General features: G+C 70.9%; 13 protein-coding genes and 3 tRNA genes. All 16 read right to left on the bottom strand.

From position 1 onward, the window contains the following. Positions 1–84 precede the first annotated feature (84 nt). On the bottom strand, positions 85–3,984 hold the full coding sequence (locus HK417_RS21195; protein WP_222271276.1) for a DNA-directed RNA polymerase subunit beta': 3,900 nt from the start codon (positions 3,982–3,984) through the stop codon (positions 85–87). 92 nt (positions 3,985–4,076) lie between these two features. Continuing rightward, on the bottom strand, positions 4,077–7,586 hold the full coding sequence (gene rpoB / locus HK417_RS21190; protein ID WP_222271266.1) for a DNA-directed RNA polymerase subunit beta: 3,510 nt from the start codon (positions 7,584–7,586) through the stop codon (positions 4,077–4,079). Positions 7,587–8,228: 642 nt separating this feature from the next. Continuing rightward, positions 8,229–8,618 carry a 50S ribosomal protein L7/L12 gene (rplL, locus tag HK417_RS21185; protein WP_222271263.1) on the bottom strand — a complete coding sequence of 130 codons (390 nt, stop codon included), beginning with the start codon at positions 8,616–8,618 and terminating at the stop codon, positions 8,229–8,231. 17 nt (positions 8,619–8,635) lie between these two features. Then, complete coding sequence (gene rplJ, locus HK417_RS21180) at positions 8,636–9,232, bottom strand: 50S ribosomal protein L10 (RefSeq protein WP_222271261.1); 597 nt, start codon at positions 9,230–9,232, stop codon at positions 8,636–8,638. Positions 9,233–9,592: 360 nt separating this feature from the next. Beyond that, positions 9,593–10,312 carry a 50S ribosomal protein L1 gene (gene rplA / locus HK417_RS21175; RefSeq protein ID WP_222271259.1) on the bottom strand — a complete coding sequence of 240 codons (720 nt, stop codon included), beginning with the start codon at positions 10,310–10,312 and terminating at the stop codon, positions 9,593–9,595. A 142-nt stretch (positions 10,313–10,454) separates the two neighbouring features. Beyond that, positions 10,455–10,883 carry a 50S ribosomal protein L11 gene (rplK, locus tag HK417_RS21170; protein WP_222271248.1) on the bottom strand — a complete coding sequence of 143 codons (429 nt, stop codon included), beginning with the start codon at positions 10,881–10,883 and terminating at the stop codon, positions 10,455–10,457. A 96-nt stretch (positions 10,884–10,979) separates the two neighbouring features. Continuing rightward, complete coding sequence (gene nusG / locus HK417_RS21165) at positions 10,980–11,891, bottom strand: transcription termination/antitermination protein NusG (protein ID WP_261327521.1); 912 nt, start codon at positions 11,889–11,891, stop codon at positions 10,980–10,982. 32 nt (positions 11,892–11,923) lie between these two features. Continuing rightward, entirely contained in the window at positions 11,924–12,370 is a 447-nt protein-coding gene (gene secE, locus HK417_RS26625; protein WP_222271246.1) for a preprotein translocase subunit SecE, read from the bottom strand. Between the two features lie 40 nt (positions 12,371–12,410). Then, positions 12,411–12,486: transfer RNA gene (locus HK417_RS21155), tRNA-Trp, on the bottom strand. 206 nt (positions 12,487–12,692) lie between these two features. Beyond that, positions 12,693–14,099, bottom strand: a complete 1,407-nt coding sequence (locus HK417_RS21150; protein WP_222271244.1) for a M1 family aminopeptidase — start codon at positions 14,097–14,099, stop codon at positions 12,693–12,695. A 14-nt stretch (positions 14,100–14,113) separates the two neighbouring features. Further along, positions 14,114–14,539 (bottom strand): MaoC/PaaZ C-terminal domain-containing protein, encoded by a 426-nt coding sequence (locus tag HK417_RS21145; RefSeq protein ID WP_222271234.1) that lies wholly within the window; start codon positions 14,537–14,539, stop codon positions 14,114–14,116. Further along, positions 14,536–14,982 carry a MaoC family dehydratase N-terminal domain-containing protein gene (locus HK417_RS21140; protein WP_222271232.1) on the bottom strand — a complete coding sequence of 149 codons (447 nt, stop codon included), beginning with the start codon at positions 14,980–14,982 and terminating at the stop codon, positions 14,536–14,538. The genes HK417_RS21145 and HK417_RS21140 overlap by 4 nt, the downstream gene beginning before the upstream one ends. Before the next feature lie 40 nt (positions 14,983–15,022). Continuing rightward, positions 15,023–15,187, bottom strand: coding sequence for a 50S ribosomal protein L33 (rpmG, locus tag HK417_RS21135; protein ID WP_222271228.1), 165 nt, complete (start codon positions 15,185–15,187; stop codon positions 15,023–15,025). Between the two features lie 109 nt (positions 15,188–15,296). Continuing rightward, a tRNA-Met gene (locus HK417_RS21130) sits at positions 15,297–15,370 on the bottom strand. Positions 15,371–15,413: 43 nt separating this feature from the next. Next, positions 15,414–15,486 (bottom strand) — tRNA-Thr (locus HK417_RS21125). A 101-nt stretch (positions 15,487–15,587) separates the two neighbouring features. Continuing rightward, the gene (locus HK417_RS21120) at positions 15,588–16,211 is read right to left on the bottom strand and encodes an EAL domain-containing protein (protein WP_261327520.1); all 624 of its coding nucleotides are present in this window, start codon (positions 16,209–16,211) and stop codon (positions 15,588–15,590) included. Between the last annotated feature and the right edge of the window lie 21 nt (positions 16,212–16,232).

The raw sequence follows: 16,232 nt of genomic DNA, 5'->3' as shown, positions 1-16,232 counted from the left end.
CGCGTGCCGTGTTCCGTCACGTGACGCGACGCAGAGCGGCCCCGCACACCGGTGGTGTGCGGGGCCGCTCCGTCACTCAGCGCATCAGCGCCAGTCGTACTCCTCGAGGCGGACGGCCTCGCCCGAGCCCTGACCGAAGACGTCCGGGCTGTAGTACTGCCCGTCGTCGTAGCCGGCCATGGTGTAGACGGCGGCGCGCGCCTCCTCGGTCGGCTCGACCGTGATGTTCCGGTAGCGGCTGATGCCGGTGCCGGCCGGGATCAGCTTCCCGATGATCACGTTCTCCTTGAGGCCGAGCAGGCTGTCGCTCTTGCCCTGGATCGCGGCGTCGGTGAGGACCTTGGTCGTCTCCTGGAAGGAGGCGGCCGACAGCCAGGACTCCGTGGCGAGCGACGCCTTGGTGATCCCCATCAGCACCGGGCGAGCCGAGGCGGGCTCGCCGCCCTCGGCGACGACCCGACGGTTCTCGGTCTCGAACAGCGTCCGCTCGACCAGCGCACCGGGCAGGAACTCCGTCGCGCCCGAGTCGATGATGGTCACCCGCTTCAGCATCTGGCGGATGATCACCTCGATGTGCTTGTCGTGGATCGACACGCCCTGGCTGCGGTAGACCTCCTGGACCTCGCGGACCAGGTGCAGCTGCACCTCGCGCGGGCCCATGATCCGAAGCACCTCGTGCGGGTCCACCGCACCCTCGGTCAGCTGCTCGCCGACCTCGACGTGGCCGCCGTCCTCGACCCGCAGCCGCGAGCGACGCGACAGCTTGTCGTAGACGACCTCGTCGGAGCCGTCGTCCGGGGTGATGGTGAGCTTGCGGAACTGCTCGCCGTCCTCGATCCGGACCGAGCCGGCCAGCTCGGCGATCGGGGCCTTGCCCTTGGGGACGCGGGCCTCGAAGAGCTCGACCACACGCGGCAGACCGTGGGTGATGTCCTCACCCGCGACACCGCCGGTGTGGAAGGTGCGCATCGTCAGCTGGGTGCCGGGCTCACCGATCGACTGGGCGGCGATGATGCCGACCGCCTCGCCGACGTCCACCAGCTTGCCGGTCGCCAGCGACCGGCCGTAGCAGGTGGCGCAGGTGCCCAGCAGCGACTCACAGGTGAGCACGCAGCGGACCTTGACCTCGGAGACACCGGCGTCGACCAGCTGGCCGATCAGCACGTCACCCAGGTCGGACCCGGCCTGCGCGATCAGCGTGCCGTCCGCGGCGACCACGTCGGTGGCCAGCGAACGTGCGTACACGCTGGTCTCGACGTGCGCGTCACGGGTGACGACGCCCTCGTGCACCGTGCCGATCGGCATGATCACGCCGCGCTCGGTGCCGCAGTCCTCCTCGCGGATGATGACGTCCTGCGAGACGTCGACCAGCCGGCGGGTGAGGTACCCGGAGTCCGCGGTCCGCAGCGCGGTGTCCGCGAGCCCCTTGCGGGCGCCGTGCGTGGAGATGAAGTACTCCAGCACCGACAGGCCCTCCCGGAAGTTGGCCTTGATCGGCCGCGGGATGATCTCGCCCTTCGGGTTGGCCACCAGACCACGCATGCCGGCGATCTGGCTGATCTGCATCATGTTGCCTCGGGCGCCCGAGTTGACCATGACCCAGACCGGGTTGGTGGTCGGGAAGTTGTCGACCATCGCCTGGCTGACCTCGGCCCGGGCACGGGTCCAGATCTCGATGAGCTCGGACCGGCGCTCGGCGTCGGTGATGACACCGCGCTCGTACTGACGCTCGATCTTGCGGGCCTCGTCCTCGTGCCGGTCCAAGATCGACTGCTTGACCGGCGGGGTGACGACGTCGTCGATCGCGATCGTCACGCCCGAGCGGGTCGCCCAGCGGAAGCCGGCCGACTTGAGGGCGTCCAGCGTCGCGGCCACCTGGACCTTCGGGTAGCGCTCGGCGAGGTCGTTGACGATCGCGCCCAGCGCCTTCTTCGGCACCTGGTAGTTGACGAAGCGGTAGTCCTCGGGCAGCGCCTCGTTGAACAGCACCCGGCCCAGGCTGGTGGAGACGACGGCCGGCTGGCCGGGCTCCCAGCCCTCGGGGGCCTCCCACGGCTCGTTCGGGCCGCTGTCGACGCCGAACACCTCGTCGAGGCGGATGAGCACCCGCTCCTGCAGGCCCAGCGCGCCCATGTCGAAGGCCATGATCGCCTCGGACGTCGAGCCGAAGGCCTTCGGCCGCTCGCCCTCGGCCACCTCCACCGACCCGCTCAGCGTGGTCAGGTGGTACAGGCCGAGCACCATGTCCTGGGTCGGCGCGGTGATCGGACGACCGTCGGCCGGGCTCAGGATGTTGTTGCTGGACAGCATCAGGATCCGGGCCTCGGCCTGCGCCTCGGCCGACAGCGGCAGGTGCACCGCCATCTGGTCACCGTCGAAGTCCGCGTTGAAGGCGGTGCAGACCAGCGGGTGGATCTGGATGGCCTTGCCCTCGACCAGCTGCGGCTCGAAGGCCTGGATGCCCAGACGGTGCAGGGTGGGCGCACGGTTCAGCAGCACCGGGTGCTCGGTGATGACCTCCTCGAGCACGTCCCACACGACCGGCCGCGCGCGCTCCACCATCCGCTTGGCGGACTTGATGTTCTGCGCGTGGTTGAGGTCGACCAGCCGCTTCATGACGAAGGGCTTGAACAGCTCCAGCGCCATCTGCTTGGGCAGGCCGCACTGGTGCAGCTTCAGCTGCGGGCCGACGACGATGACCGAACGGCCGGAGTAGTCGACGCGCTTGCCGAGCAGGTTCTGGCGGAACCGGCCCTGCTTGCCCTTGAGCAGGTCGGACAGCGACTTCAGCGGGCGGTTGCCCGGGCCGGTGACCGGCCGGCCGCGACGGCCGTTGTCGAACAGCGCGTCCACGGACTCCTGGAGCATCCGCTTCTCGTTGTTGACGATGATCTCCGGAGCGCCCAGGTCGAGCAGTCGCTTGAGCCGGTTGTTCCGGTTGATCACGCGCCGGTACAGGTCGTTCATGTCGCTGGTCGCGAAGCGGCCACCGTCGAGCTGCACCATCGGGCGCAGGTCCGGCGGGATGACCGGCACGCAGTCCAGCACCATGCCCATGGGCGAGTTCTGGGTCTGCTGGAAGGCCGCGACGACCTTCAGCCGCTTGAGCGCCCGCAGCTTCCGCTGGCCCTTGCCGCTGCGGATGGTCTCGCGCAGCGAGACCGCCTCGGCGTCCAGGTCGAAGTCGGCGAGCAGCTTCTGCAGCGCCGCGGCACCCATGCCGCCCTCGAAGTACTCGCCGAAGCGGTCCCGCAGCTCGCGGTACAGCCCCTCGTCGGCGATGAGCTGCTTGACCTCCAGCTTGCGGAAGGTGTCGAGCACCTCCTCGAGGCGGTCGATCTCCCGCTGGGCGCGGTCACGCAGCTGGCGCATCTCGCGCTCACCGCCCTCGCGCACCTTGCGGCGCACGTCGGACTTGGCACCCTCGGCCTCGAGCTCGGCCAGGTCGGCCTCCAGCTTCTGCTGGCGGGCCTCGACGTCGGCGTCGCGACGGGTCTCCAGGTTGTGCTTCTCCGCGCTGATCTCCGCCTCGATGGTCGGGAGGTCGCGGTGGCGGGTCTCGTCGTCGACCGAGGTGATCAGGTAGGCGGCGAAGTAGATGATCTTCTCGAGGTCCTTGGGCGCCAGGTCGAGCAGGTAGCCCAGGCGCGAGGGGACGCCCTTGAAGAACCAGATGTGCGTGACCGGCGCGGCCAGCTCGATGTGGCCCATCCGCTCGCGACGCACCTTGGCGCGGGTCACCTCGACGCCGCAGCGCTCACAGATGATGCCCTTGAAGCGGACGCGCTTGTACTTGCCGCAGTAGCACTCCCAGTCCCGGGTGGGACCGAAGATCTTCTCGCAGAACAGACCGTCCTTCTCCGGACGGAGAGTGCGGTAGTTGATGGTCTCGGGCTTCTTCACCTCACCGTGCGACCACTGACGGATGTCGTCGCCGCTGGCAAGGCCGATGCGGAGCTCGTCGAAGAAGTTGACGTCGAGCACTAGGGGGACCCCTTTCCCGGGGCTAGTTCTTCTTCATTGATGAAGGGGGGCCGCCGGCCGGCCCTGACTGATCAGGGCCGGCCGGCTGCCGATCACACGTCCTCGACGGACGACGGCTCGCGGCGGGACAGGTCGATGCCCAGCTCCTCCGCGGCCCGGAAGACCTCGTCGTCGGTGTCGCGCAACTCGATCGCCTGACCGTCGCCGGAGAGGACCTCCACGTTCAGGCAGAGCGACTGCAGCTCCTTGAGCAACACCTTGAACGACTCGGGGATGCCCGGCTCGGGGATGTTCTCGCCCTTGACGATGGCCTCGTACACCTTGACGCGGCCGAGGATGTCGTCGGACTTGATGGTCAGCAGTTCCTGCAGCGCGTAGGCCGCGCCGTAGGCCTGCATCGCCCAGCACTCCATCTCACCGAAGCGCTGGCCACCGAACTGCGCCTTACCACCCAGCGGCTGCTGCGTGATCATCGAGTACGGGCCGGTCGACCGGGCGTGGATCTTGTCGTCGACCAGGTGCAGCAGCTTCAGGATGTAGACGTAGCCGACCGAGATGGGCTCGGGGAACGGCTCGCCGGAGCGGCCGTCGAACAGCCGCGCCTTGCCGGTCTCCTGGACCATCCGGTCGCCGTCCCGGTTCGGGACGGTCGAGCCGAGCAGCCCGATGAGCTCCTCCTCCTTGGCGCCGTCGAACACCGGGGTCGCGGTGCGGGTGCCCGGGGCCGCCGAACGCGCCGCGGGAGGCAGCTTGGCCGCCCAGTCCGGCGTCCCCTCGACCTCCCAGCCCTGCTTGGCGATCCACCCGAGGTGGGTCTCCAGCACCTGGCCGATGTTCATCCGGCCGGGCACGCCCAGCGGGTTGAGCACGATGTCGACCGGCGTGCCGTCCTCCAGGAAGGGCATGTCCTCGACCGGGAGGATCTTGGAGATGACGCCCTTGTTCCCGTGGCGGCCGGCCAGCTTGTCGCCGTCGCTGATCTTGCGCATCTGGGCCACGTAGACCCGGATGAGCTCGTTGACGCCGGCGGGCAGCTCGTCGCCGTCCTCCCGCGAGAACACGCGGACGCCGATGACCTTGCCGGACTCACCGTGCTTGACCTTGAGGCTGGTGTCGCGCACCTCGCGGGCCTTCTCACCGAAGATCGCGCGCAGCAGGCGCTCCTCGGGGGTCAGCTCGGTCTCGCCCTTGGGCGTGACCTTGCCGACCAGGATGTCGCCGGGGACGACCTCGGCACCGATGCGGATGATGCCGCGCTCGTCGAGGTCGGCGAGGACCTCCTCGGAGACGTTCGGGATGTCCCGGGTGATCTCCTCGGCACCGAGCTTGGTGTCGCGGGCGTCGACCTCGAACTCCTCGATGTGGATCGAGGACAGGACGTCGTCCTGCACGAGGCGCTGCGACAGGATGATCGCGTCCTCGTAGTTGTGGCCCTCCCACGGCATGAAGGCGACAAGCAGGTTCTTGCCCAGCGCCATCTCGCCCTGGTCGGTGCACGGCCCGTCGGCGATGACCTGACCGGCCTCGACCCGCTGGCCCTCCTCGACGACCGGGGTCTGGTTGATCGAGGTGCCCTGGTTCGAGCGGCGGAACTTCAGCAGCCGGTAGGTCTGCCGGGTGCCGTCGTCGGCCATGACGGTGACGTAGTCGGCGGTGGAGTCCTCGACCAGACCGGCCTTCTCGGCCACCACGACGTCGCCGGCGTCCACGGCGGCACGCAGCTCCATGCCGGTGCCGACCAGCGGGGCCTCGCTGCGCAGCAGCGGCACCGCCTGACGCTGCATGTTGGCGCCCATGAGCGCGCGGTTGGCGTCGTCGTGCTCGAGGAACGGGATCATCGCCGTCGCGACCGAGGTCATCTGCCGCGGCGAGACGTCCATGTAGTCGACGTTCTCCGGAACGAGGTAGTCGACCTCACCGCCCTTGGTGCGGACCAGCACGCGGTCCTCGGCGAACCGGCCCTGCGCGTCCAGCGGCGAGTTCGCCTGGGCGACGACGAAGCGGTCCTCCTCGTCGGCGGTCAGGTAGTCGATCTGGTCGGAGACGACACCGTTCTCGACCTTGCGGTACGGCGTCTCGATGAAGCCGAACGGGTTGACCCGGCCGTAGGAGGACAGCGAGCCGATCAGACCGATGTTCGGACCCTCGGGGGTCTCGATCGGGCACATCCGGCCGTAGTGGCTCGGGTGCACGTCGCGGACCTCCATGCCGGCCCGCTCACGGGACAGACCGCCGGGGCCCAGCGCCGACAGGCGGCGCTTGTGGGTCAGGCCCGCGAGGGGGTTGGTCTGGTCCATGAACTGGGACAGCTGGCTCGTGCCGAAGAACTCCTTGATGGAGGCGACGACCGGCCGGATGTTGATCAGGGTCTGCGGCGTGATCGCCTCGACGTCCTGCGTCGTCATCCGCTCGCGGACCACGCGCTCCATGCGGGAGAGGCCGACCCGGATCTGGTTCTGGATCAGCTCACCGACGGTGCGCAGCCGGCGGTTGCCGAAGTGGTCGATGTCGTCGACGCCGTGGTCGGGCTCGCCCGCGTGCAGGCGCACCACGTACTCGATGGTGGCGACGATGTCGTCCTCGGTGAGCGTGGTCGTCGGGGTGGGCAGGTCGACGCCCAGCTTCTTGTTGACCTTGTACCGGCCGACCTTGGCCAGGTCGTAGCGCTTCGGGTTGAAGAACAGGTTCTCCAGCAGCGCCTGCGCCGACTCGCGCGTCGGCGGCTCGCCCGGCCGCAGCTTCCGGTAGATGTCCAGCAGCGCCTCGTCCTGCCCGGCGATGTGGTCCTTCTCCAGGGTGGCCAGCATCGTGGGCGACCACTGGAAGTGCTCGCGGATGCGCTCCTCGGTCCAGCCGAGCGCCTTGAGCAGGACGCTGACCGGCTGACGGCGCTTGCGGTCGATCCGGACGCCGACGGTGTCGCGCTTGTCGACGTCGAACTCCAGCCACGCACCACGGCTGGGGATCACCTTGGCGCTGAAGACGTCCTTGTCCGACGTCTTGTCCAGGGTCTTGTCGAAGTAGACGCCCGGGCTGCGGACCAGCTGCGAGACGACGACGCGCTCGGTCCCGTTGATGACGAACGTGCCCTTGCGCGTCATGATCGGGAAGTCGCCCATGAACACCGTCTGGCTCTTGATCTCGCCGGTGGTGTTGTTCATGAACTCGGCGGTGACGAACAGCGGGGCCGCGTAGGTCATGTCCTTGTCCTTGCACTCCTCGAGGGACGCCTTGACGTCCTCGAAGCGCGGGTTGGAGAAGGACAGCGACATCGAGCCGCTGAAGTCCTCGATCGGGGAGATCTCCTCGAGGATCTCCGCGAGGCCGCCGATGGCGCCGGCCTGCTCGTCGGCCGGGAGGGTGGCCTTCCAGGCGGGGCTGCCGACCAGCCAGTCGAAGGAGGCGGTCTGCAGGGCCAGCAGATCCGGCACCTCGAGGGGCTCGTGGATCTTGGCGAACGAGACGCGGAGCGGGGCGCCGGGGATCTTCTGCAGGTCGGTCTCCGCGGTGCGGGTGCCCGGCTGCGGCTCCTGCGGAGTGGTCTGGGTGGTGCCGGACTCGGTGGTGCCGGGGGTGATGCTGGTGGGGCGAGAGCCTGCCAAGATGCGTCCTTCCAAGGACCTCACGACGTGCGGGCGGTGGGTGCAGTTCGTCCTGGGTCGTCGTCGGTATCGGCGAGGCTGTCCGCGACGGCCGGGGCGCCCACCGGAGGTCTCCACGGGGTCACCCGGGGGTCTCACTCCTGGTCCCGGGCACCCTTGGTGACCCGGCTCGGCGGGGCAGGCAGTCAGAGGGCAGCGCAACAGGAGACCCTACCCCTGATCCACGCCGGTGTCCACGTCGGGTCGGGGCCCCCCGGAGGGAGGCCGACCCCGAGGAGCCACCCACGAGAGGTGTCCGGCGCTCTCCCACCCAGGGGCCCGGGCGCCCCGCGGAGGGGGTCCGGGCCACGGGGGCGGGCGAACCAGGTGCGGTCGCGGCTCGATGATGCCAGTCCGGAGCCCGGAGGAGGGCTGCCACGCCGACGCCTCCGGAACCGGGCGGTGCCGCTGGGCGCCCGGGACGACGGGCGCCGCTGGTGTCCTAGATCACGTGCGGGCACGCCGGCCGACCACCGCTCGGGTGCGGCGGACGCGACAGGGGCCGCCCTCCCGGAGGAGGACGGCCCCTGTGGTGACGCGATGGAACGGCCCCGGCGTAGGGGGACCCGGCCCGAGCGGAGCGGGGGCTGGGGCGCCGGGTCCTTACTTGACGGTGACGGTGGCGCCGGCGCCCTCGAGGGCGGCCTTGGCCTTCTCCGCAGCGTCCTTGGCGACCTTCTCCAGGACCGGCTTCGGCGCGTTGTCGACCAGGTCCTTGGCCTCCTTGAGGCCGAGCGAGGTCAGGCTGCGCACCTCCTTGATGACCTGGATCTTCTTGTCGCCGGCGGCCTCGAGGACGACGTCGAACTCGTCCTGCTCGGCGGGAGCCTCGGCAGCGGCGCCACCAGCGGCGGGGCCAGCAGCGGCGACGGCGACCGGCGCAGCGGCGGTGACGTCGAAGGTGTCCTCGAACAGCTTCACGAAGTCGGACAGCTCGAGGAGCGTCATCTCCTTGAAGGCGTCGAGCAGCTCGTCGTTGGACAGCTTGGCCATGATCTCTCCTTGGGGGGTCAGTCGGCGCTGACCGCGGTGTCCGCGGCAGCGTCGGTCGTCTCGGGGGTGGTGTCAGCAGCAGCGTCGGCGGCGGGAGCGTCGGCGGACTTCTTCTCCTGCAGCGCGGCGGCCAGGCGGGCGACCTGGGACAGCGGGGCCTGGAACAGCCCGGCGGCCTTGGTCGTGGTGCCCTTCAGCGCGCCGGCCAGCTTAGACAGCAGGACCTCGCGCGACTCGACGTCGGCGAGGCGGGTGACCTCAGCGGCGTCGACCGTGCGGCCCTCGACCACGCCGCCCTTGACGACGAGCATCGGGTGGGCGCGCGCGAAGTCACGGATGGCCTTCGCGGCCTCGACCGGGTCGCCCTGGATGAAGGCGATCGCGGTGGGGCCGTTCAGCAGCGGAGCCAGGTCGGAGAAGCCGACCGAGTCCGCCGCCCGCTTCGTCAGGGTGTTCTTGACGACGGCGTAGCTGCTGCCCGCACCGAGGGAACGGCGCAGCTGGGTCAGCTGCGCCACGGTCAGCCCGCGGTACTCGGTGAGCACGGCCGCGCTGGACTCGTTGAACCGCTCGGTGATCTCCTCGATCACCGCGGCCTTGGCCTGCGTGGGCATGGGCTGGGCCTCCTCTCGTCGGTCGGGCGACCACCGGCCGGTGCGCGCACGCGGGCGGTCGGGGGCCCAGACACACGGAACGCCCCGGCGCAGGGCGCACGGGGCGAGGAAGGCCGCAGCCGGCGGGCCGGGACCCGGGGCCGACGACACGTTCGTCGAACCGTCCTCCTGCGCGGGCCGTCCGGGGGTCCGGACCTTCGATCGCACGCGGGCGTGCGACGACCAGCGGTCTTGGGGGGAACAGCAGCAAGAGTACACGCCGCTCAGCGGCACCCGCCGTCGGCCTGGACACATCCTGGAGACGACGAACGGCGCCGCCCCGCGAGGGGCGACGCCGTCGGGCGAGGAGCGGGTCCTCGATCAGGAGGTGGGCTCGTCCACCGTCAGGTTGCGGGTGCGGTTCGGGTCGACCGGGATGCCCGGGCCCATGGTGGTGGAGACGGTGACCTTCTTGACGTACCGGCCCTTGGCCGCGGACGGCTTGGCGCGGAGCACCTCGTCCAGGGCGGCGGCGTAGTTCTCCACCAGCTTGGTCTCCTCGAAGGAGGTCTTGCCGATCACCAGGTGCAGGTTGGCCTGCTTGTCGACGCGGAAGTTGATCTTCCCGCCCTTGATGTCGGTGATGGCCTTGGTGACGTCGGGGGTCACCGTGCCGGTCTTCGGGTTCGGCATCAGGCCACGGGGACCGAGGATGCGGGCGATCCGGCCGACCTTGGCCATCTGGTCGGGGGTCGCGATCGCGGCGTCGAAGTCCAGGAAGCCGCCCTGGATCCGCTCGATCAGGTCCTCCGCGCCGACGACGTCCGCGCCGGCGGCCTCGGCCTCGGCGGCCTTGTCCCCGGTCGCGAACACGATGACGCGGGCGGTCTTGCCGGTGCCGTGCGGCAGGTTGACCGTGCCGCGGACCATCTGGTCGGCCTTGCGCGGGTCGACGCCCAGCCGGATCGCGACCTCGACGGTGGCGTCGTAGCTGGTGGTGGAGGTCCGCTTGGCCAGGCCGGCCGCCTGCAGCGGGCTGTACAGCCTCTCGTGGTCGACCTGCGCGGCCGCCTCGCGGTACTTCTTGCCGTGCTTCGCCATGGTGGTGCTCCTTCCCCCCGGGACGGGGGTCGTGTGGTGAACGGGCCTGGCGAGGCCCTCCCACTCAAGACTGGATGGAACGGCCCCGGTGCAGGGACCCGGCCCGAGCGGAGCGAGGGCTGGGGGCACCGGGGTCCTTCTGCTACTTCACGGTGATGCCCATCGACCGGGCGGTGCCGGCGATGATCTTCTCGGCCTGCTCGAGGTCGTTGGCGTTCAGGTCGGCCATCTTGGTCTGCGCGATCTCGCGGACCTGGTCACGGGTGACCGTGGCGACCTTGGTCTTGTGCGGCTCGCCCGAGCCCTTCTCCACCCCGGCGGCCTTGAGCAGCATGCGGGCTGCCGGCGGCGTCTTGGTGACGAAGGTGAACGAGCGGTCCTCGTAGACCGAGATCTCGACGGGGATGACGTTGCCGCGCTGCGACTCGGTCGCCGCGTTGTACGCCTTGCAGAACTCCATGATGTTCACGCCGTGCTGGCCGAGGGCGGGGCCCACGGGCGGCGCGGGGGTGGCCGCACCGGCGTTGATCTGGAGCTTGATGACCGCGGTCAACCGCTTCCTGGGGGGCATGACTTCCTTCTTCTGACGATGGTGACGTGGTGGGACGGCCCTCTCGCAGGCCCCACTCTCAGCGTGCGAAGGGTGGGGGGCGAGGGGGTCCTTCGACTACAGCTTGGCGACCTGGGTGAACGACAGCTCGACCGGCGTCTCGCGACCGAAGATGGACACGAGCACCTGCAGCTTCTGCTGCTCGGCGTTGATCTGGTTGATCGTGGCCGGCAGGGTGGCGAAGGGCCCGTCCATGACGGTGACCGACTCGCCGATCTCGAAGTCGACGACCGGCGCCGGTCCGGCGGTCGGGGAGGCCGCCTCGGAGGCGACCGCGGCCGGCTTGGCCGGGGTCGCGGGGACCAGCAGGTTGACGACCTCGTCGATGCTCAGCGGGGACGGCCGCGAGGTGGCGCCGACGAACCCGGTGACGCCGGGGGTGTTGCGGACGGCGCCCCACGACTCGTCGTTGAGGTCCATCCGGACGAGCAGGTACCCGGGCAGCTTCTTGCGGTTGACCAGTGTCCGCTTGCCGTTCTTGATCTCGGTGACCTCCTCGGTGGGCACCTCGATCTGGAAGATGTAGTCCTCCATGTCCAGCGACTGGATGCGGGACTCGAGGTTGGTCTTCACCTTGTTCTCGTAGCCCGCGTAGGAGTGGATGACGTACCAGTCGCCGAACTGCTGGCGCAGCGTGGTGCGCAGCGCCTCGCGCGGGTCCTCGTCCGCCTCGGCCGCGGCCTCGAGCGTCTCGGTGACCAGCGGGTCGTGGTCGGGGGCGGGAGCGGCCAGGGGGTCGCCGACCAGGCTGTCCCGGCCGCCGGACTCGACCATGGGGGTCACGTCGGCGACGCCGGTGGCGGTGTCCTGGTCGGTCGTGTCGGACGAGCCCTCGGCGGAGCCGAGCTCGTCGGCGCCGGTCTCGAGGTCGACGCTGCCGCGCACGTCGGACCGGGCGTCGTCGAGGTCGATGCCCTCGATCGCGCTGTCGGTCTCGAAGGGCTCGCGGGGGTCGGTCACGTTCGTCATTCCTCCATGGTGGCGGTGCAGGCGCGGGCGGGTCAGCCGAAGACGGCGAGGACGCCTTGGGCGAAGGCCAGGTCGAGGCCGGCGACGAGGGCGACCATGACGGCGACAAAGATGATCACCACGGTGGTGTAGGTGATCAGCTCCTTGCGGCCCGGCCAGATGACCTTGCGCAGCTCGGCGACGACCTCCCGGAGGAACCGCCCGATGCTCCGCCTCTCCCGCAGCTCCGCGGCCCGTGCCCGCTCGGCGGCGGCCCGGGACCGGGTGCCCTCGCCGGTGCGGGACTCCACCGGCCGGCCCGCGGGACGGTCGGCGGCCCGGGAGCGACGCCGGGTCGGGGTGGCGACGACCTTGTCCTCGTCCGCCGCGGCGTCCTCGGCGACCTCGGCCTCGGCCGCCTCGAGCTCGGCGGCGTCGTCGACACCCGGCGTCTCGGCGTCGAGCCGCTCGCCGGACGGCTCGCGGTCCTTCTCGCTCACAGCGCCTCGCTCTTCTCGGTCGGGTCCAGGTCGTCGGTGGTGGCAGGGGTGACAGGACTTGAACCTGCAGCCTGCGGTTTTGGAGACCGCTGCTCTGCCAATTGAGCTACACCCCTATGGCGCCCCGTCGAACGGGGACCACCGTCTGGGACCGACCGGACCGCACCGCGGCGCATCCCTGTTCCCACGCTCGGCTCCGAGAGGAGCCCCGGGGCACGCCGGTGGCGGGGTCGCACGGCCCCAGGACGACGAGTGTACGGGACCCGTGCGAGCGGCGGCCAACACGGCTGGCACACCCCCGCCCGCCGGGGCGCGCCGTCCCTCAGCGGGGCAGGTCCTCCGGGTCCAGCGCACCCGCCTCCTGGAGCACCGTGAGTGCGGCCGGCAGGTCGGCCAGTGCCGCGCCGACGTCCGCGGGCGTGGCGATGGCCCACGCCTGCGCGTCGGCGTAGCAGCGCAGCGCGGCGTCGAACGCGGCGGCCCCGGCCCGCTCCCGGGCGGTCAGCAGCATCGCCGCGCCCTTGGCGTAGACCGCGGTCACGTACCGGCGGTCGTCGGGGAACTCCGCCATCGACCCGCCGACGTCCCCCTCGGCCGCGAGCGCCCGGGTCACCTGCGGGGCGGGCCGCTCGGCGATGACGGACTCGGCGTAGCTGGCGAACGCCTCGTCCAGCCAGGGATCACGGAACTGCGAGTCCCCGACCATCCCGTAGAACCACATGTGCGCCACCTCGTGCACCAGCACCTGCCCGGACCCGGTGGCGAGCAGGATCGACGACGGGTACTCGATCCCGCCGCCGGCCTCGGGCAGCCACGGGATGGTCAGCGACGCGTAGGGGAAGGGGCCGAAGCGGTCGGCGAGCCGCTCGATCGCCTCGCCCGCCTCCCGGGCCAGCCGCGCCGGGTCCCGCCCGGACCGGGGCAGCACGCCGGTGGTCACCCGGACGCCGGCCACGTCCAGCTCCGCGGTGACGAACTCCCCCACCGCGACACTGACGTCCCGGGCCACCGGCTCGTGCGCCGTCCAGGTGCGCCGGCCCTCGCGCGGCCGGGTGGGCTCGTCCTGCGCCCCGGTCATCAGCACGGTGAGGTCCGCCGGCGCCTCGACGGTGACCGTGGTGTCGGCGACCGGGCTGGCCGCGGTCTCCCCGGCCAGCGGGACGAACGGGTCGCGCGCCCAGCCGACGCCCGGCTCCCAGGCCAGCAACGGCGCCCCGCTCCCCCACCAGGAGACGTCCTCCGCGACGCCCAGCCGCTCGAAGCCGGCGCCGCCGAGCTGCAGGGTGAAGTCCAGTGCCACCTCGGTCGACTCCCCTGCCGCGAGCGGGCTCCGGAGCTGGACGACGTGCAGGCCGCCGGGTTCCTCGGCCTGCGCGCCCTCGTAGCGGCTCCCCGCCACGTCCGGGCCGCGGACGGCGTCGACGGCGAGCCGATTGCCCCGGGCGGTGCTGTCGGGCCCGTTGGGCACGAGCCGGAAGACCAGCTCGGCGGTGGGGAGGTCCGGGGTGAAGACGACGGTCTCGGTGCCGGTCACCGTGCGCCGGTCCTCGGCCAGCGAGAACCGCAGGTCGACGACGGGGCGGTCGGGGTCCGGCGCCGCCCGCTCGGCCGGGCAGCCCCCCGGGCCGGCTGGCGAGGAGCTCGCCGGCGCCGGTGCCGCCGCCGGCTCGGACGCGGTGCACCCGGCGGTGAGGAGGCCGGCCAGGACCAGGCCCAGCACCCGGCGCATGTCCGTCGGGACCGTCAGGCCAGGGCGACGACGGCGCGCGCGAGGGAGAGGACCTTCTCGCCGCCGCTGGTCACCGTCAGGTCGACCCGCACCTGGTCGCCGTCCAGGACGGCGGCGACTCGCCCGCGGACGGTGACCTCGGCGCCGGCGTCGTCGTCGGGGACGACGACCGGCCGGCTGAACCGCACGTGGTAGTCGACCACCGCGCCGGGGTCCCCGGCCCAGGCGGTGACCGCTCGGACGGCGATCCCCGCGGTGAGCATGCCGTGCGCGATGACCCCCGGCAGGCCCACCTCGCGGGCGACCCGCTCGTTCCAGTGGATGACGTTGAGGTCACCGGACGCGCCGGCGTAGCGCACCAGGTCGGCGCGGGTGACCCGGGTGATCTGCTCGGGCAGCTCGGTGCCGACCGCGACGTCGGCCGCGCTCAAGCGGCTCATGCGGCGCCCCGGGCGACCAGCATGGAGCGGGTGGTGCACACCGGTTCGCCGTCCTCGGTGGTGAGGTCGACCCGGGTGGTGAGCATGTCGTTGCCGGCCACCGTCTTCACCGCGTCGATGGTCGCGGTGGCGACCAGCCGGTCACCGGCCCGGACCGGCCGGTGGTGGGTGAACCGCTGCTCGCCGTGCACCACCCGGCTGTAGTCGATCCCGACGTCGGGGTCCTCGATGACGACGTGGCCGGCGCCCAGGCTCAGCACGATCGGGAAGGTCGGCGGCGCGATGACGTCGGGGTGACCGAGCGCGCGGGCCGCGGCCGGGTCGCGGTAGGCCGGGTCGGGGTCACCGAGCGCGGTGGCGAACTCGGCGATCTTCTCCCGCCCGACCTCGTACACGGCAGAGGGCGGGTAGCTGCGCCCGACCAGTCGTGCGTCCAGCGCCATGCTCCCGCCCCCTCGCTCGTGCTGCGACGTCCGCTGCGGGTCAGCGGGTCTCGCGGTGCACCGTGTGCTTGCGGTCCTTCGGGCAGTACTTCTTCAGCTCGATCCGGTCGGGGTCGTTCCGCCGGTTCTTGCGCGTGATGTAGTTGCGGTTCTTGCACTCCTGGCACGCCAGGGTGATCTTCGGACGGACGTCAGTGGCTGCCATGAGCGCATCCTCGCCTTGTTCTGGACGACCGTCCGGAGACGGTCGTGTCGACCGTGCCCGACGGGTGCCGGACACGACGACGGACCCCGGTGCCGGGGTCCGTCATGGGTAGCGGTGACCGGACTTGAACCGGTGACACAGCGATTATGAGCCGCTTGCTCTACCAGGCTGAGCTACACCGCCGGGTGACCCCACGGCCCGGTCTCGCGACAGGATCGGTGGTCAGAGCCCCTTTACGGAATCGAACCGTAGACCTTCTCCTTACCATGGAGACGCTCTGCCGACTGAGCTAAAGGGGCGTGCTCCGAGGAGCTGTCCGAGACTCTACCTGACGCCTTCGGCCTCCCTGGAGGGGGCCCGCCGCGAACCTGCGAGTGGTGGGGGGCAGGGAGATCCTTCCTCAGGTCCGGACGAACAGCCGGCGGTGGACGGCGCCCGGCGCGGCGGTGCGCACCCCGGTGCGGGCGAGCAGCCAGCCCTCCAGCCGGTCCTCCGGCAGCGGTCGGCTGACCAGGAAGCCCTGCACCTTGTCGCAGCCCATGTGGGTCAGCAGGTCGCGGGTGACCTCGTCCTCGACACCCTCCGCGACCACGCGCATGCCGAGGTTGTGCGCCAGCTCCACGATCGACCGGGCGATGAACGACTCGTTCTGGCTGGTGGACATCCCCAGCACGAAGCTCTTGTCGATCTTGAGCTCGTCCAGCGGCAGCTGACGGAGCAGCGACAGCGACGAGTAGCCGGTGCCGAAGTCGTCCATCGACAGCCGCAGCCCCAGCGCGTGCAGGTCGGCGAGCACCGTGCCGTTGCGGACCCGCTCCTCGATGACGCTGCCCTCGGTGAGCTCCAGGGTGAGCAGCTCCCCCGGGACGCCGTGCCGGCGCAGCGCCCGCCGCACCCGGTCGACCAGGTCGGGCTCGGACAGCGACCGGGCGGAGAGGTTGACCGCGACCGACAGCGCGATGTCCTGGTCTAGCTGTTCTGAACACGGACGTTGGTGACGGCGAGCGGCGTGGGTCGATGACATGAGGAAGACCTCCGAGTGAGG

Origin of the sequence: Modestobacter marinus, assembly GCF_019799945.1 — a bacterium.
Lineage (GTDB): Bacteria > Actinomycetota > Actinomycetes > Mycobacteriales > Geodermatophilaceae > Modestobacter > Modestobacter marinus_B.
Note: the sequence above shows the minus strand (reverse complement) of the source record. Positions and strands in the feature narration are given on the sequence as shown.

Coding starts and splice junctions, on each gene's coding strand:
- rplL (WP_222271263.1), bottom strand. CDS start 8,618: ATGGCCAAGCTGTCCAACGACGAGCTGCTCGACGCCTTCAAGGAGATG.
- rplJ (WP_222271261.1), bottom strand. CDS start 9,232: ATGCCCACGCAGGCCAAGGCCGCGGTGATCGAGGAGATCACCGAGCGG.
- rplA (WP_222271259.1), bottom strand. CDS start 10,312: ATGGCGAAGCACGGCAAGAAGTACCGCGAGGCGGCCGCGCAGGTCGAC.
- rplK (WP_222271248.1), bottom strand. CDS start 10,883: ATGCCCCCCAGGAAGCGGTTGACCGCGGTCATCAAGCTCCAGATCAAC.
- nusG (WP_261327521.1), bottom strand. CDS start 11,891: ATGACGAACGTGACCGACCCCCGCGAGCCCTTCGAGACCGACAGCGCG.
- HK417_RS21150 (WP_222271244.1), bottom strand. CDS start 14,099: ATGCGCCGGGTGCTGGGCCTGGTCCTGGCCGGCCTCCTCACCGCCGGG.
- HK417_RS21145 (WP_222271234.1), bottom strand. CDS start 14,539: ATGAGCCGCTTGAGCGCGGCCGACGTCGCGGTCGGCACCGAGCTGCCC.
- HK417_RS21140 (WP_222271232.1), bottom strand. CDS start 14,982: ATGGCGCTGGACGCACGACTGGTCGGGCGCAGCTACCCGCCCTCTGCC.
- rpmG (WP_222271228.1), bottom strand. CDS start 15,187: ATGGCAGCCACTGACGTCCGTCCGAAGATCACCCTGGCGTGCCAGGAG.
- HK417_RS21120 (WP_261327520.1), bottom strand. CDS start 16,211: ATGTCATCGACCCACGCCGCTCGCCGTCACCAACGTCCGTGTTCAGAA.